Source organism: Streptomyces sp. NBC_01460, assembly GCF_036227405.1.
Lineage (GTDB): Bacteria > Actinomycetota > Actinomycetes > Streptomycetales > Streptomycetaceae > Streptomyces.
Genome location: NZ_CP109473.1, coordinates 5,655,060 through 5,670,376, shown reverse-complemented (window position 1 = coordinate 5,670,376; position 15,317 = coordinate 5,655,060). Strand labels below are relative to the sequence as shown.

Sequence of the window (15,317 nt, the reverse complement as noted above, 5' to 3'; positions counted from 1 at the left end):
TGCACCGCGGCGGATGCGGCGGGGCGGGTCGTGCACAGCTTATCGAAGGAAGGTTCCGTGGCGACATAGGGCGCACAGGAGGCGCACGATGCGTGTCGCACGCCTCCTATGCGCTCTCCGCCCGGAAGGGCGGCTGAGCTGCGGCAGGGCCGGTTACGCGAGGCCCAGCTTCTCGGCCGCGGCCACGGCGTCCACCGGCACGGTGACCGGCTGCGGCGCGCCCGCGACGGCCCAGTCGGGGTCCTTGAGGCCGTTGCCGGTGACGGTGCAGACGATCTTCTGGCCGGGGTCGACCTTGCCCTCTTCGGCCGCCTTGAGCAGACCGGCCACCGACGCCGCCGAGGCGGGCTCGACGAAGACGCCCTCCTGGGAGGCCAGCAGGCGGTACGCCGACAGGATCTGACGGTCGGTCACTTCGTCGATGAAGCCGCCCGACTCGTCGCGCGCGTCCAGCGCGAACTGCCAGGACGCCGGGTTGCCGATGCGGATCGCGGTGGCGATGGTCGCCGGGTCCTTGACGATCTCGCCGCGCACGATCGGCGCGGAACCGGACGCCTGGAAGCCCCACATGCGCGGGGAGTGCGTGGAGACGCCGTCCCCCGCGTACTCCTTGTAGCCCTTCCAGTACGCCGTGATGTTGCCCGCGTTGCCCACCGGCAGGACGTGGATGTCGGGGGCGTCGCCGAGCGCGTCGACGATCTCGAACGCGGCGGTCTTCTGGCCCTCGATGCGGACCGGATTGACCGAATTGACCAGCGCCACCGGGTAGTTGTCCGAGAGGCTGCGGGCCAGGGTCAGGCAGTCGTCGAAGTTGCCGTCGACCTGGAGGATCTTCGCGCCGTGGACGAGCGCCTGCCCCATCTTGCCGAGCGCGATCTTGCCCTGCGGCACGAGGACGGCGCAGACCATGCCGGCGCGCACCGCGTACGCGGCGGCGGAGGCCGAGGTGTTGCCGGTGGAGGCGCAGATGACGGCCTGCGCCCCCTCCTCCTTGGCCCGGGTGATGGCCATGGTCATGCCGCGGTCCTTGAACGACCCGGTGGGGTTGGCGCCCTCGACCTTGAGGTGCACCTCGCAGCCCGTGCGCTCGGAGAGGACCTGCGCCGGGACGAGCGGCGTGCCGCCCTCACGGAGTGTGACGACCGGCGTCGTGCTCGTGACCGGAAGACGGTCCCGGTACTCCTCGATGATGCCGCGCCACTGGTGGGTGCCCTTGCTGGTCATGGGTCCTTACTCCCCTTCAACACGCATGATGCTGGCCACACCGCGCACGGTGTCCAGCTTGCGCAGCGCTTCGACGGTCCCGGAGAGGGCGGCGTCGGGCGCGCGGTGGGTGACGACGACGAGAGATGCCTCGCCGCCGGTTTCCTGACTGTCCGGCCGGCTCTGCTGGCGGACCGTGTCGATCGACACGCCCTGTTCGGCGAAGACCGTCGCGACCTGGGCGAGTACGCCAGGCTTGTCGGCCACGTCGAGGCTGATGTGGTAGCGCGTGACGACATCGCCCATGGGGCTGACGGGCAGGCGCGTGTACGCGGACTCACCGGGGCCGGTGGTCGCGCCGATGATGTTGCGGCACACCGCGACGAGGTCACCGAGGACCGCGGACGCGGTCGGGGCGCCGCCGGCGCCGGGACCGTAGAACATCAGCTGCCCGGCGGCCTCGGCCTCGACGAAGACCGCGTTGTACGCCTCGCGGACGGAGGCCAGCGGGTGGCTGAGCGGGATCATCGCGGGGTGCACGCGGGCGGTGACCGAATTGCCGTCGGCGGCGCGCTCGCAGATGGCGAGGAGCTTGACGGTGCAGCCCATGCGGCGGGCGGAGGCGATGTCGGCGGCGGTGACCTCGGTGATGCCCTCGCGGTGCACCTCGCCGATCCTCACCCGGGTGTGGAAGGCGATGCCGGCGAGGATGGCGGCCTTCGCGGCGGCGTCGAAGCCCTCCACGTCGGCGGTCGGGTCGGCCTCGGCGTACCCGAGCGCGGTGGCCTCGTCGAGCGCCTCGGAGTACCCGGCGCCGCTGGTGTCCATCTTGTCGAGGATGAAGTTGGTCGTGCCGTTGACGATGCCGAGCACCCGGTTGACCTTGTCCCCCGCGAGGGACTCGCGCAGCGGCCGTACGAGCGGGATGGCGCCGGCGACGGCCGCCTCGTAGTAGAGGTCGCGGCCGTGCTTCTCTGCGGCGGCGTGGAGCGCGGAGCCGTCCTCGGCGAGCAGCGCCTTGTTGGCCGAGACGACGCCCGCGCCGTGCTCGAAGGCGGTCGTGATGAGCGTGCGGGCGGGCTCGATGCCCCCGATGACCTCCACGACGACGTCGATGTCGCCCCGTTTGACCAGGGCGGTCGCGTCGGTGGTGATCAGCGCGGGGTCGATTCCCTCCCGCACCTTGGAGGGCCGGCGGACGGCCACACCGGCGAGCTCGACCGGGGCACCGATGCGCGCGGCGAGGTCGTCGGCGTGCGTCGTCATGATGCGCGCCACCTCTGAGCCGACCACTCCACAGCCCAGCAGCGCCACCTTCAGCGGACGCGTACGCATCATCCGACCTCGTTTCTCATACTTCTGATGTGTGGACCAGTCTCACTCACCGGACGGGGGTTTCTGCCACCCGTCCGGATTTTGAGATGTAAATTTCATCAGCCGACATCGAGCCGCAGGAGATCTTCCTCCGTCTCGCGCCGGACGATGACCCGGGCCTGTCCGTCGCGCACAGCGACGACCGGCGGGCGCAGGGCGTGGTTGTAGTTGCTCGCCATGGAACGGCAGTACGCGCCGGTGGCGGGCACGGCGATCAGGTCGCCGGGAGCCAGGTCGGACGGCAGGAACGCGTCCTTGACCACGATGTCACCACTCTCGCAGTGCTTTCCGACGACGCGTACCAGCATCGGCTCGGCGTCGGAGGTGCGCGAGACGAGCGCGACGCTGTACTCGGCGTCGTACAGCGCGGTGCGGATGTTGTCCGACATCCCGCCGTCGACGCTCACGTACGTCCGCAGCCCCTCCAGGGGCTTGATGGTGCCGACCTCGTACAGCGTGAACGCGGTGGGGCCGACGATCGCCCGGCCCGGCTCGACGGAGATGCGGGGGGTCCGCAGGCCGGCCGCCTCGCACTCCCTGGTCACGATGTCGCCGAGCGACTTGGCGATCTCGTGGGGCTCGCGCGGGTCGTCGTCGCTGGTGTACGCGATGCCGAGGCCTCCGCCGAGGTCGATCTCGGGGAGCTCGACACCGTGCTCGTCGCGGACCTCGGCGAGCAGCTGCACCACGCGCCGCGCGGACACCTCGAAGCCGGCCATGTCGAAGATCTGCGAGCCGATGTGCGAGTGGATGCCGATGAGCTCCAGGCCGTCCAGCGTGAGCGCCCTGCGGACCGCCTCCGCCGCCTGGCCGCCCGCCAGCGCGATGCCGAACTTCTGGTCCTCGTGGGCGGTGGCGATGAACTCGTGGGTGTGGGCCTCGACGCCGACCGTGACCCGGATCTGCACGCGCTGGCGGGTGCCGAGCCGCTGGGCGGTGTGCGCGACCCGGACGATCTCCTGGAACGAGTCCAGCACGATCCGCCCGACGCCCGCCTCGACGGCCCGCTCGATCTCGGCGACGGTCTTGTTGTTGCCGTGGAAGGCGATGCGCTCGGCGGGCATCCCGGCGTCCAGCGCGGTGGCCAGCTCACCGCCGGAGCAGACGTCGAGGTTCAGCCCCTCCTCCGTGAGCCAGCGCACCACGGCGCGCGACAGGAAGGCCTTCCCCGCGTAGAACACGTCGGCGTCCGGCCCGAAGGCGTCCGCCCAGGCACGGCAGCGCGCCCGGAAGTCCGACTCGTCCAGGAAGTACGCCGGGGTGCCGAACTCCTCGGCGAGACGGGCGACTTCCATCCCGCCGACGGTGAGCGCGCCGTCGGCGTCACGGGTGACGGTACGGGACCAGACCTTCGCGTCCAGCTCGTTCAGGTCGGTGGCCGGGGCGGAGTAGTGGCCCTCGGGAAGGACGTCGGCGTGGCGGGGGCCGGCGGGGTGTGCGGATCGGCTCATCGTTCTGCTCTCTCAGGTCTCTCGTCAGACGTGTGGGGGCGCGTGGATGCCGAGCACGAACAGGCCGCCGGCCAGCACCGTCCCGGCGGCTTCGGCAAGGGCCAGCCGGGAACGGTGGGCGGCCGAGGGTTTCTCGTCGCCGACGGGGAGCGGCGGGGTCGTGCCGTGGAAGTCGAGGAAGGCGTCCGCCACGGTCTCCAGGTGCCGGGCGACCCGGTCGGGCGCGTGCAGGCGTGCGGCGGTGGCGAGCACGCCGGGGTGGTCGGCGAGCGCGGTGTGCAGCGCGGGCGCGTCGACGTCGGTGTCGTACCCGGCGGTGAGGCCGAGCCGCGCCGCCTCACGGGTCAGCGCGCGGGCGCGGGCGTGGGCGTAGCGGACCAGGAAGAGCGGGTTGGTCTCCCCCTGTACGAGGAGGCCGTCCCCCAGGGGCGCGTGGTCGTGGGCGGCGGGCCGCTGGAGCCCCCAGAGCGCGGCGTCGCGGCCCAGCCGGTCCACCAGCGCCCCGGCCGTGGCACCGGCGGGGACGGCGCGGATCCCGGCGCTCTCCACCGTCTTCTCCGTCTCCTCGGCCCCGGGGTGCGGGCCGGTCCTGACCCCCAGCTCCTCCCAGCGGGGGCCGGGCTCCTCCGTGCAGCTGACGATCACCTGACCGCCCTGGGTGCGCAGGAGACGCGCCACGGTCTGCGCGAGTACGGCGGCCCGGATCTCGCGGGGATGGTGGAGGCGCTGGAGGCGCCCGGCCTCCGTGGTGACCCTCCCGTACCGGAGGCCCAGCTCGCGCACCTCGCGCACGCGTGCGGCGCGGGTCTCGGCGCCGGTCGTCGCGTCGAGCGTGAAGTTCAGGAATCCGGGGCCGGTGATCTCGACCCGCCCGATGCCGGGCGCGCCCGCGACCCGTTCCCGCAGGATCTCGGCCACTCCGCGCGCCGGGAGCCCCGCGGGCCCCGCCAGCTGCAGGGCCACCGCGCAGGCGTAGTCCCCGCTCCCCCCGGGCCGTGTCCTCTCCACCCGCACCCGCGCGGGGACGGGGGCGCGCAGGGCGTCCTCGTCGACCGCGCGGCGCACGGCGCGCAGCACGGTCCGGGAGAGATCGGCGGGGGTCACGGGACAAGCGTATGGGAGGACGGGGGGCACTTCGCCAACCGGTTTCGCCATGCGGGCAGGGACCCCGGCCGGACGCGCGGTCAGCCGGCCGTGCTCCCCGCCGTCCCCGCGCCGCGCCTGCCGTCGAACGGGGCGGGATCCTCCCGGCGGGCCAGCCGGCGCACCATGCGCACCAGCTCGCTCGGCTCGAAGGGCTTGGCCAGGAAGGCGTCGACCCCGGCGGCCGCGCCGGAGTCCGCCTCGTGGGGCGTACAGGCGCTGATGACGGCGACGGGAAGGTGCTCGGTCCGTGGATCGGCGCGCAGCCGGGCCGCGGTCTGCAGTCCGTCGAGCCGGGGCATCACCACATCGAGGGTGATCACGTCCGGGCAGACCTCGTGCACCAGGTCCAGGCACTCGACGCCATCGGCCGCGGTCACGACCTCGAAGCCCTCCAGCTCGAGATTGACCCTGATCAGCTGCCGGATGACCTTGTTGTCGTCGACAACAAGCACGCGGCCGTACGCCCCTGACACCCTTCGAGGGTAGGTCGAGCGGAGTACCTGCGTCCGGGTTTTGCCCACTTCCGCCCCCACGGGGGTGGCGGGCGCCCCTCCCGGGGACCGGCCGGGGGCACACCCCCGCACGCGGCCCCGCAGCCGGTCCACCGCGGTGCGGGCGCCGGTCCCGTGGCGGTTCCCGTGCCGGTCCCGGCGACGCGGAAATACCTGTTCCCGGACACCCGGTCGGAGCTGGTAGGGTTTCACTCGTCGCCGCCCAGAGCAGCGATATCGCCCCCGTAGCTCAGGGGATAGAGCATCGGCCTCCGGAGCCGGGTGCGCAGGTTCGAATCCTGCCGGGGGCACTTCGCAGGAAGTGCCGAAAAGACCTTCTGGTCAGTGGAAACACTGGGCAGGAGGTCTTTTTCCTTGCCCGGTCCTTTGTGAGGCAAAAGCAACTCCGCGCGCACCCGGCCGGAGCCGTGGGGCCGGCACTCCGGTACCGGCCCCTTAACGCCTCGGCACCCGAGCGGCTCCGTTCAGGCTGCCGCCGACCCCGACGGCGACCCGTCGGGTGAGACGAGCGTCGAGGCAGCACGGGCTGTGCGTGCGGCGTCTTCGGGGGAGGAAGCGGCTTGAACGGCCGTTCCAGGTGATGACCAGTTCATCGCGGGCGCGGGTGGCGGCCACGAAAACAAGGGAACGGGCCCGTTGTTCCTCCTGCCGGTAGCGATCCGGGTTGGCAGGACGATGCTGCTCGATGCGCTGGTGCGGAATCTGACCGTCACTCACCGAGGTCAGAAAGACGCGCTGGAACTCCAAGCCCTTGAAGCGGTACATGGTGCCGATGCGTACGGCATCTCGATCACCCCGCACGCCGTCCCTGCCGAGTTCCACAGCCGGGATGCCGAAAGGGGCACGGGCAAGCATGCCCGCCATCTGGGTGGCCGCAGCACCGTCGGGGACGCTGATCGCCATGGCCCGGTAGGGCGTGCCGTAGTTGTCGTGGTGCTCCTGAATCAGAGTGGCGACAGCCCGCATCTCGGCATGCCAGTCAGGAGCCCGCCAGAATTGGGGAGCCATGCCCGTCAGCACCGACCGGTAGCCCTGAAGGCTGTCGTCGCCTCCGTCGAGGTCGTCGAAAGTCTCACCTGTGACGAGGCCGCCCGCGCTGCGGAGGAATTCGCGTGTGGTCCGGTAGTTGAGGGTGAGCCGGCGTGCGGCGCGTCCCCGTGTCTCGATTCCGAGCCTGCCGAGGATGACATGGTGGGCGTAGATGCGCTGGTGGGCGTCGCCGACAAGGAAGATGTCGTTCGGGCCCCTCGGGACCATGGCCCGGAGCATCCGCCGGTGCGAGGCGGACAGGTCCTGCGCCTCGTCCACGACGACGTGGCGGTATCGCGGTGTATTCCGGACGGCCGGATGGCTCGCCTCCACACCACAGGCATCGCCCAGGAGTTCGACATGGCGGGCAGCAGCTCCGTCAAGCACTACGATCTGGGCGGATCCACCCCGAACCAGGAACCCCTGCCCGCGCCGGACGAGCCCGGGCGCGAGGGCGACCGATCGGACCCGGGCCGTGAGCAGCAGGAAGCGCGATAGAGGACCGATGAAAAGCTTCAGCAAGACCGCTGCCGACGAGCCGCCTGTACGCCGTCGCATGCCTGTCGCCGTCATCGTCCTGTCGGTTCTTCTCGCCTGCGCCGCCGGCACGATCGGTGTGGTCTCCTGCGTCACGGACAAGGTCTCCTCGGACTTGATGGACAAGGAGATGACCTGCTGCTGGGAAGACGGAGCCACGCCTGGCTGGATGAGCGACCGGATGGGCATCCGCATCCCGGACACGGCATCGGATCGTCGGGCGGGTTACAAGGTCGGGGAGCGCTACGACACCGGGCTCCTGTCCTTCGTGCTCCCGACCGACGAGGCGGAAACGTATACCGGCCGGCTCATCCAGGACGGCACCGAGATGATCAAAAATTTTCATCCCGAGGAGAAGGACTACCGCCCTGCGGCAGCGTTCGGCCACCTGGGGCTGCCTGAGCCGGAAACGTTCGTCCAGGGACTGCGGAGAATCAGCCTGTGCCCGGACGACCTCGCGACCCCGGAGGGCAAGTACCTCCAACGCTGCGTCGATCTCTTCGCCCACGAGTTCACACCCGGCACCACGCGGATCTACGTCCGGTCGACCATCGAACCGTCCGTGACGCCCCCTCCCGCGAGCAAGGCTCCGTAGCCTTCAGGCGTTTCACGGAGATGGGGGACGACGCCCTCGGCGGCATGTGGCACGCCCTTCCTGTCCGGCCCGGGCGTGGCGGAGCCCGGGAGTCGTATCCAGCTCCCGGGCCCCTGGGGTTGCCACCCAATTGCGCGTGCCAGCGCCGTTTAAGAGTGCGGATCAGTCGTCATACCCTCGCGTTCTTCCATTGAACTACCGCGCCGTGGCAGAGGCGCAGGCCGGATTCGAACCAGCATTCAAAGGTGTTCGTCCGTACTCGGTCGATCTGGCAGTCGATGGCGATACTGAAGCTGGAGCGAGAGTCTGAGAGTGATCGCGGCTGCCTCTGCCATGTTGGGCCACCCCGGCAGGTGGTGCCGGGGGGAGGACTCGAACCTCCACCGTTACCGCGTCTTCAGGCTGAACGTTCAGTTTCAGCTTGCGCTCGTCACACGGGGCGGACCTCAGTTCCGCCTCGTGCAGGGTGCGCACCCCCACGCCATCGCGCGGGGGCGTTCTCGGGGTGTCGCCTCGTGCCCGGGGTCAGCCGAACAGGTAGCCGAACACTGCGTCGCCGACCCGCTGGTCGGTGACCTCGGCGCCGTTGGCCTCCTCGCGGGCGAACTTCACCGCGTGCTGGAGCTTCTCGACCTTCTCCAGCAGCTCGTTGACCCGCCGGGCGGGCAGCGCGCCGGAGAACTTCACGGTCGTCCAGTATCCGATCGGCACGTCCTCGTAGTACACGTCGACCTGCGCCGGGTGCTTCTCCGTCGCCTCGGCCTTGACGTGGTTGCGGGGGACCTTCTTCGTCCGGATCGTGCGGACCGGGTCGGTCCTCCACCAGTCCGTGGACGGGTCGAGCGACCAGGACTCGGAGGCGTCGAGCACCGGGAGCTTCTTCACGAAGGTGTGCAGGTCGGTGAGCTGCTTCTCCAGGAAGAGCAGGTAGCTGACCGGGACTTCGGGGACGACGACCCGTCCGTCGACGGTCACGTCCGCGCGGGCGGAGCAGTTGGCCCAGTCCTTGGTGGCCGTCACGTCGAAGAGCCGGGTCAGCGACACCGCCATCTCCCGCACCACGTCCTCGGCCTTGACCTGTACGCGCGTGGACTCGGGCGGAAGCTGCTCGCCCTCCTCGTCCTTCGGCTGGTACGTACGCGAGATGCCGGCCAGCGGTACGGGCTTCTGCACCTTGTGGTGGGCCGCGGTGATGTCCTGGAGCGACTTGCTCTTGACACCCTTCTCCACGGCGATGATCTGGTTGAGCTTCGTCACTTCGCCCCCTTCGAGTGATCAGGAACGTACCGCACCCGATTCGGTCGGTCGCGCGATTATTCGTCGTCCCCGGCCCGGAGGCTCCGGGCCATCCGGAAGCCGAGGTCGTCGATCGCGAAGGTGGGGTGGCTGCGGCGGCGCACCGTGGCGCCGCAGCCGCGCTCCGTCTCGGCCCAGCCACCACCGCGGAAGGTGCGGTAGGCGCCGTAGACCTCCTCGTCGTAGAGGTCCCAGCACCACTCCCAGACGTTGCCCAGCATGTCGTAGAGCCCCCAGGCGTTCGGGGACCTGCCTCCGACGTCGTGGAGCCGGCCGCCCGCGTTGCCCTCGTACCAGGCGATGTCGTCGAGTTCGCCGTAGCGGTAGCCGGTGGTGCCCGCCTTGCAGGCGTACTGCCACTCCGCCTCCGTGGGCAGGCGGTAGCCGTCGGCGGCCGGGTCGCGGATCACCTCGCCGCTCACCGCGTCGTGGGAGTAGGCCGGGTCCAGTCCGACGCGGGCCGAGAAGCGGTTGCACAGGCCGACGGCGTCGAGCCAGCTGACGTTCGTCACCGGCCGGGCGTGGGACACGGCGGGATCGGGGGTGGCACCCGTCAGGGCCCAGTACTGGCCGAGGGTGACGGGGAGGCGGGCGAGCAGGAAGGGCTCCACGGTCTCCTGCCACCGCGCACCGCGGCGGTCGTCACGGAGGTCGACGGTGCCGGCGGGCATCCGGAGCATGCCCGCCGCCGTCTCGTCGTCGAGCAGGCTCACGGGGCGCCTCCCTGTCCGGAGGGCCGAAGTGCCCCCGGGCACAGGCTACTTCGACCGGTGCGCGACCGCCGGTGAACCACCTCAGCCGAGCCTGCGGACCGGCTCCCCGTCGAGCCAGGCGCGGATGTCCTCGACGGCGTCCCCGTAGTACGCCGCGTAGTTGGCCTGCGAGACGTAGCCCAGGTGCGGGGTGGCCAGGAGGCGCGGCGCGCTGCGCATCGGGTGGTCCGCCGGGAGGGGCTCGACGTCGAACACGTCGATGCCCGCCCCCGCGATGGCGCCTCGGCGCAGGACGTCCAGCAGGGCGTCCTGGTCGACGATCGCCGCCCTGGAGGTGTTGACCAGGTAGCTGCCGGGCCGCATCAGCGCGAGCTCCTTCGCGCCCAGCATCCCCCGGGTGCGCTCGCTCAGGACCAGGTGTACGGAGACGAAGTCGCTGGTCTCCAGGAGCTCCTCCTTCGACGTGGCGAGCAGGGCTCCCGCCTCCTCGGCCCTCTCCAGGGTGAGATTCTCGCTCCAGGCCACCACCTCCATGCCGAACGCGCGGCCGACCGTGGCGACCCTGCCGCCGATCTTCCCCAGGCCGAGGATCCCGAGCCTGCGGCCGTGGAGGTCGGCTCCGACGGTGGACTGCCAGGGACCGCCGTTCCGCAGGGAGTTGGCCTCGGTCACGACTCCCCGTGCGAGCCCGAGCAGCAGCGCCCAGGTGAGCTCGACGGGCGGTGTGGCGGTGCTGGCGGTGCCGCAGACGGTGATCCCCTGCTGCTCGGCGGCGGCGTAGTCGATGGACGTGTTGCGCATGCCCGAGGCGACGATCAGCCGGAGCCTGGGCAGTCGCCCGAGCAGCGTCGCGGGGAACGGCACCCGCTCCCGGAGGGTGACCACGACGTCGAAGTCGGCCAGCCGCGAGGCGAGTTCGTTCTCGGTGGCACAGTGCGCGGCGAAGCTGACCACCTCGATGTCGTCGGTGACGGGGGACCAGTCCGCGGCGGTGGCCGCCACGGACTGGTAGTCGTCGAGCACGGCACAGCGGAGTTTCATGGCGTCTTCCCCTTCGGCGGCGCGGCGACGGCACCGGCGGCGGTCGGTGCGGCAGCACTGCGGCAGCACCGGGGAATCTACCGGCCGGGCCCCGGGTTCACGCGTCCGGCCAGGCCTCCGCGTTCCGCGCGACGTCGTAGACCCGCTCCACCTGGGTGGCGGTGAGCACCCCCGTCAGCGGTGCGAGGGCGGACAGTTCGCGCTCGCGGCAGACGCGGACACCGGGCGGGGGCGCGACCACCTCCAGGGCGGTGACCCCGGTGAACACCAGCACGGTCTGCACGGGCACGTCGAAGGTGCAGTGGGCCTCCAGCGCCGCCCGGGCCCGGTGGGCGCCCGGGGAGCCGCCGAGGTCGTACGGCTGCGGGGTGCCGTCGCCGATCCGCAGTGTGCCGTCCCCGATCCGCACCGACGCGTCGGGACGGTGTTCCGTAGTCACCGCGAAGACCCCTCCGGGCCCGATGAGCAGATGCCCGATCTCCGTGCCGTCGGGAAGCGGGACGGAGTGCAGGACCCGCCAGCCGTGCCGGGTCAGGCGCTTGAGCTCCGCCCCGACCCTCCGCTCCCCCGCGAGTGCTCCGCGCCGGGGGTCGGCCTCCTTGGTCCGCCGCAGCGCCCCGGTCGCCGCCCGTACGAGGGCCCCCGTCGCGGACTCGCCGAGCTGCTCGCGCAGCCCGGCCCCCGGCCGTCGTGGAGCGAGGTCGCTCGCGGGTGTCAGCGGGGGCAGGACGGCCGGTCTCCGGCGCCGCTCCGCCTGCGGGGCGCTCGCCGGATCCGGCGCGGACCCCGCGGAGGGTGCCGCGATGGGCGCGGACGCCCGGTCCTGTACGGGCACGGAGTCGGGCTCCGGCTCCCGCACGGCCACCGGCTCCACCGCGGGTGCGGGAGGCGCGGGGTCCCGCCCGGCGCCGCCACGCTTCCGCATCCCCCGCATGGGCGGGATCCGCGGGATCACCGGCGGCGCGGGCGGACCGGGCACCACGGCCGGGGCGTCCTCGCCGACCAGGGCCGGCAGGTCCGGGACCTGGCGCGCGAGCGCGTCGGTCACGGCGTCGCGGTAGCGCGGGTGCAGGACCGTGATCGTGCCGCTGCCCCGGTCCGCCCATCCGATCGCGGTGCCGTCCGGCAGATTCACGTAGAGCCGGTCGTGCCCGAAGAGCTGCCACGACGTGACCTTGAGATCCTGCATCGTTCCCCCTCTGTTCACCCCTCCGGCGTCCTTGCTCCCCCAGCCTGTACGGCGGTCCGGCCCCCGCACAGGGCGCAGAGCGGGCGCGCGGAGTCGGGGCGGCGGCGTTCCGGAGCGGTCCGGGCCCGGCGTGCACCGGACCGGACCGCTCCGGCGCCCCGCTCAGGCCAGGGGGAGGCCGGGCGCCGGATAGGCGTCCATCATGGTCCTCACTTCGTCCCGGACCTTGGAAACGGTCGTTTCATCACCTGTACGAGCGGCGTCGACCACGAGGTCGATCCACTGCGCGACCGCTCCCATCTCGGAGGCGGGGACGCCCCGCGAGGTCAGGGCGGGGGTCCCGATGCGGATGCCGGACGGGTCGAAGGGCTTGCGGGGGTCGTACGGGACGGTGTTGTAGTTGACGACGATCCCGGCCCGGTCGAGCGCCTTGGCCGCGATCTTGCCGGAGACGCCCTTCCCCGTGAGGTCGGCCAGCAGCAGGTGGTTGTCCGTGCCGCCCGACACGAGGTCGAAGCCGCGTGCCGCCAGTTCCTCGCCCAGCGCACGGGCGTTGGCGACGACCTGGTGGGCGTACGCGGCGAAGTCCGGCCCCGCCGCCTCCTTCAGCGCGACCGCGATGGCGGCGGTCGTCTGGTTGTGCGGGCCTCCCTGGAGGCCCGGGAAGACGGCGCGGTCGACGGCCCTGGCGTGCTCGGCCCGGGTCAGCAGCATCGCGCCGCGCGGCCCGCGCAGGGTCTTGTGGGTGGTGGTGGACACCACGTCCGCGTAGGGGGCGGGCGAGGGATGCGCGCCGCCGGCGATCAGGCCCGCGATGTGGGCGACGTCGGCGACCAGCACCGCTCCCACCTCACGGGCGATGTCGGCGAACCCCGCGAAGTCGATGACGCGGGGCACGGCGGTGCCCCCGCAGAAGATCAGCTTGGGCCGCTCGGCGCGGGCGAGGTCGCGCACCTCGTCCAGGTCGATGCGGCCGGTGTCGCGCCGCACGCCGTACCGCACACCCCTGAACCACGTCCCGGTGGCCGAGACACCCCAGCCGTGGGTGAGGTGCCCGCCCATCGGCAGCGACATCCCGAGGACGGTGTCGCCGGGCTCCAGGAAGGCCAGGTAGACGGCGAGGTTCGCGGGGGAACCGGAGTACGGCTGGACGTTGGCGTGCTCCATCCGGAACAGCGCCTTGGCCCGCTCGACGGCGAGGCTCTCCACCTGGTCGATGACCTGCTGGCCCTCGTAGTACCGCTTGCCGGGGTACCCCTCGGAGTACTTGTTCTGGAGGACGGTGCCGGACGCCTCCAGCACGGCGCAGGACACGTAGTTCTCGCTGGGGATCAGGCGCAGGGTGTCCGCCTGGAGCCTCTCCTCGGCGTTCACGAGGGCGGCGAGCTCCGGATCGGCCGCTGCGAGGGCGGGGCGGCGGGCATCGGACGGCTGTACGGCCACGGGGGTTCCTCCCGGGTCGGTCGCACGGGGGCGACGTGGACCCGGATTGCCCAGGCGGACGGCCCTCCGGCGATGACGCCCCGGGCGTGCCCGGAGTGTGCCGCTCCCTCGTGGTCGTTTCCACGGAGCACCCTGCCGGGTACGCGCCAGTCGCGGCACTCCGCACCCTACTGCGGGGCGGCCTTCCGCGACAGCGTGCCGCATGCCCTCGTGCGCCGTGCGGCAGGGTGGCGCCCGGGAGGGGCGGCCGTCCGGAACGCCGCCCGGGTCCGGCGCATCTCCCCGGGCGACAGCCTCAGGGCGCCTCCTCCAGCCGGAGCGCGGGATCTGTCACGAGGACGACCTGAGCGACCCGGAACCCGTCCCGTGTCCGGGCCTCCACCCGGTGCAGCCCGGGCGTGGCGACGGTGACCCGGACACCCACGCCTCCGTCCATCCACCCGGGCGCCAGTTCCCGGGAGGTGCCCGGATCCTCGACGTCCTGGATGCGGCAGGTGAGGCCGGCCAGCGAATCGACCCCGCTCAGGGACAGGGTCCACGTGCTGCCCGCCTCCGCCATGTCCGGGGCCGTCAGACCGCAGCCGAACTGCCCCTGAGGAGGACCCAGATGCGTGTCCCCGGAGAGGATCTCCTCGACCGCGTCGAGCGCCGTGTCCTCGATGGCGAGCGAGCCGTGCTGCACGGGCAGGGTCGTCGCGGCGTGGGTGATCTCCGCCGACTCCTTGTAGACGGTGCCGTCCCCCTGCACGGTGAAGTAGCGCAGCCTGTCGTACCGGTCCCGGACGAAGGTGCCGTCACTGTTCTGCCGGACTCCGTCGGGGAAGGCCTCGACGCGGCCGTCCCGGATGGTGAGGCTCTGCGAGGTGGGCTGGTTGATCCCGACGACGGACCTGTGGTCGGGCAGTTCGACACGGTGCTGGTCCGCGTGGAAGTCCAGCGCACGGGCGGCCAGTTCGGCGTTGCCGCCGATGGCGGACACGTCCCCGGGCGTGAGGTGACGGACGTCGTCGGCCTCACGGACGCTCCGGTACCGGGGCAGCAGGTCGTGCAGTCCCGGCATGGTGGCACACAGCGAACGCAGCTTGCGCCGGGGAAGAGGCACCGGAGCCCCACGTCCCGTGTTGAGGATGACCGCGGCCTCGACCGCGCCGCTGAACGGCGTACCGAGGGTGATGACACCCCGGGTGTCGGCGGCCAGGTCGCTGTCGTGGCCGCCGTCCAGAGCGGCCCGGGTCACCAGTCCGCCCATGGAGTGGGCGACGAAGACCAGACGGCCGGGTCGTTCGTCCACGCGGTGCCGGCGCGCCCGGTCGTGGGCCTCGTGGTCCCGCCAGGCACTCAGGTGCCGGCGGGCCGCTTCGGCGAGGACCCGCGCGTTGGCCGCCACGGGCAACCGCCAGTCGTAGGCGAAGGGGAGGATCGCCGCCTCGTGCGCGACGCACTTCCTGACGCGCTCGATCAGGGCCGTGTAGGGCTCGTGACCGCGCAGATAGGGCGTCCACGCCGTCGAGGTGAGCAGTCCGGTGGCCCGGATCCGGCCGGTCCGCCCTTCGAGCTCGTCCTCGGTCAGGTGGAGTTCCTGGAGCCCTTCGGGTCGGGTCCACGCCTTGATGTACCAAGAGGCCCTGCCCAGCCCCCAGAGATGACGCCCCGTCACGGCGTCCTCGAGTGTGCTGCCCATGATGCCCGGCACGACCACCACCGCGTCCTGCGTGACCCTCTCCGGGAGCGGCTGGTCGTCGGCGGACTGCGGAAACGGGGATCGGTGCTGCGGACGGTCCATGGTTG

Annotated in this window: 14 protein-coding genes and 1 tRNA gene; 3 read left to right on the top strand and 12 right to left on the bottom strand. The window is 71.8% G+C overall.

The features are described 5' to 3' along the window. Window positions 1–153 precede the first annotated feature (153 nt). The 5 genes from thrC to OG488_RS25715 form a co-directional block, all read right to left on the bottom strand. Window positions 154–1,224 carry a threonine synthase gene (gene thrC, locus OG488_RS25735; protein WP_329232877.1) on the bottom strand — a complete coding sequence of 357 codons (1,071 nt, stop codon included), beginning with the start codon at window positions 1,222–1,224 and terminating at the stop codon, window positions 154–156. Between the two features lie 6 nt (window positions 1,225–1,230). Beyond that, window positions 1,231–2,541, bottom strand: coding sequence for a homoserine dehydrogenase (locus OG488_RS25730; RefSeq protein ID WP_329232876.1), 1,311 nt, complete (start codon window positions 2,539–2,541; stop codon window positions 1,231–1,233). A gap of 95 nt (window positions 2,542–2,636) precedes the next feature. Beyond that, entirely contained in the window at window positions 2,637–4,028 is a 1,392-nt protein-coding gene (gene lysA / locus OG488_RS25725) for a diaminopimelate decarboxylase (RefSeq protein ID WP_329232874.1), read from the bottom strand. Window positions 4,029–4,052: 24 nt separating this feature from the next. Further along, complete coding sequence (gene nrtL, locus OG488_RS25720; RefSeq protein WP_329232872.1) at window positions 4,053–5,132, bottom strand: ArgS-related anticodon-binding protein NrtL; 1,080 nt, start codon at window positions 5,130–5,132, stop codon at window positions 4,053–4,055. Between the two features lie 80 nt (window positions 5,133–5,212). Further along, a complete protein-coding gene (locus OG488_RS25715; RefSeq protein WP_329232871.1) occupies window positions 5,213–5,695 on the bottom strand; it encodes a response regulator in 483 nt (160 codons plus the stop codon). Window positions 5,696–5,904: 209 nt separating this feature from the next. Here OG488_RS25715 and OG488_RS25710 point away from each other — a divergent pair. Further along, window positions 5,905–5,976: transfer RNA gene (locus tag OG488_RS25710), tRNA-Arg, on the top strand. A 145-nt stretch (window positions 5,977–6,121) separates the two neighbouring features. Here the strand turns inward: OG488_RS25710 and OG488_RS25705 are convergent. Continuing rightward, complete coding sequence (locus tag OG488_RS25705; RefSeq protein ID WP_329238999.1) at window positions 6,122–7,048, bottom strand: 3'-5' exonuclease; 927 nt, start codon at window positions 7,046–7,048, stop codon at window positions 6,122–6,124. Here OG488_RS25705 and OG488_RS25700 point away from each other — a divergent pair. Further along, window positions 7,034–7,213 (top strand): hypothetical protein, encoded by a 180-nt coding sequence (locus OG488_RS25700; RefSeq protein ID WP_329239336.1) that lies wholly within the window; start codon window positions 7,034–7,036, stop codon window positions 7,211–7,213. The genes OG488_RS25705 and OG488_RS25700 overlap by 15 nt on opposite strands. 7 nt (window positions 7,214–7,220) lie before the next feature. Next, on the top strand, window positions 7,221–7,847 hold the full coding sequence (locus OG488_RS25695; RefSeq protein WP_329232869.1) for a hypothetical protein: 627 nt from the start codon (window positions 7,221–7,223) through the stop codon (window positions 7,845–7,847). A gap of 525 nt (window positions 7,848–8,372) precedes the next feature. Here OG488_RS25695 and OG488_RS25690 read toward each other — a convergent pair. The 6 genes from OG488_RS25690 to OG488_RS25665 form a co-directional block, all read right to left on the bottom strand. Next, on the bottom strand, window positions 8,373–9,104 hold the full coding sequence (locus OG488_RS25690; RefSeq protein ID WP_329232867.1) for a DUF7873 family protein: 732 nt from the start codon (window positions 9,102–9,104) through the stop codon (window positions 8,373–8,375). A 56-nt stretch (window positions 9,105–9,160) separates the two neighbouring features. Further along, window positions 9,161–9,856 (bottom strand): formylglycine-generating enzyme family protein, encoded by a 696-nt coding sequence (locus OG488_RS25685; RefSeq protein ID WP_329232865.1) that lies wholly within the window; start codon window positions 9,854–9,856, stop codon window positions 9,161–9,163. A gap of 81 nt (window positions 9,857–9,937) precedes the next feature. After that, complete coding sequence (locus tag OG488_RS25680) at window positions 9,938–10,897, bottom strand: D-2-hydroxyacid dehydrogenase family protein (RefSeq protein ID WP_329232863.1); 960 nt, start codon at window positions 10,895–10,897, stop codon at window positions 9,938–9,940. 97 nt (window positions 10,898–10,994) lie between these two features. Next, complete coding sequence (locus tag OG488_RS25675; protein WP_329232861.1) at window positions 10,995–12,086, bottom strand: nuclease-related domain-containing protein; 1,092 nt, start codon at window positions 12,084–12,086, stop codon at window positions 10,995–10,997. Window positions 12,087–12,248: 162 nt separating this feature from the next. Further along, window positions 12,249–13,529, bottom strand: a complete 1,281-nt coding sequence (gene glyA, locus OG488_RS25670; protein ID WP_329232859.1) for a serine hydroxymethyltransferase — start codon at window positions 13,527–13,529, stop codon at window positions 12,249–12,251. Between the two features lie 295 nt (window positions 13,530–13,824). Further along, window positions 13,825–15,312 carry a lipase/acyltransferase domain-containing protein gene (locus OG488_RS25665; protein ID WP_329232857.1) on the bottom strand — a complete coding sequence of 496 codons (1,488 nt, stop codon included), beginning with the start codon at window positions 15,310–15,312 and terminating at the stop codon, window positions 13,825–13,827. Window positions 15,313–15,317: the final 5 nt, after the last annotated feature.

Bases quoted from the DNA above. Each gene is read 5' to 3' on its own strand.
- thrC (WP_329232877.1), bottom strand. From the start codon at position 1,224: ATGACCAGCAAGGGCACCCACCAGTGGCGCGGCATCATCGAGGAGTAC.
- OG488_RS25730 (WP_329232876.1), bottom strand. From the start codon at position 2,541: ATGATGCGTACGCGTCCGCTGAAGGTGGCGCTGCTGGGCTGTGGAGTG.
- lysA (WP_329232874.1), bottom strand. From the start codon at position 4,028: ATGAGCCGATCCGCACACCCCGCCGGCCCCCGCCACGCCGACGTCCTT.
- OG488_RS25700 (WP_329239336.1), top strand. From the start codon at position 7,034: ATGGCTCGCCTCCACACCACAGGCATCGCCCAGGAGTTCGACATGGCG.
- OG488_RS25695 (WP_329232869.1), top strand. From the start codon at position 7,221: ATGAAAAGCTTCAGCAAGACCGCTGCCGACGAGCCGCCTGTACGCCGT.
- OG488_RS25680 (WP_329232863.1), bottom strand. From the start codon at position 10,897: ATGAAACTCCGCTGTGCCGTGCTCGACGACTACCAGTCCGTGGCGGCC.
- OG488_RS25675 (WP_329232861.1), bottom strand. From the start codon at position 12,086: ATGCAGGATCTCAAGGTCACGTCGTGGCAGCTCTTCGGGCACGACCGG.
- OG488_RS25665 (WP_329232857.1), bottom strand. From the start codon at position 15,312: ATGGACCGTCCGCAGCACCGATCCCCGTTTCCGCAGTCCGCCGACGAC.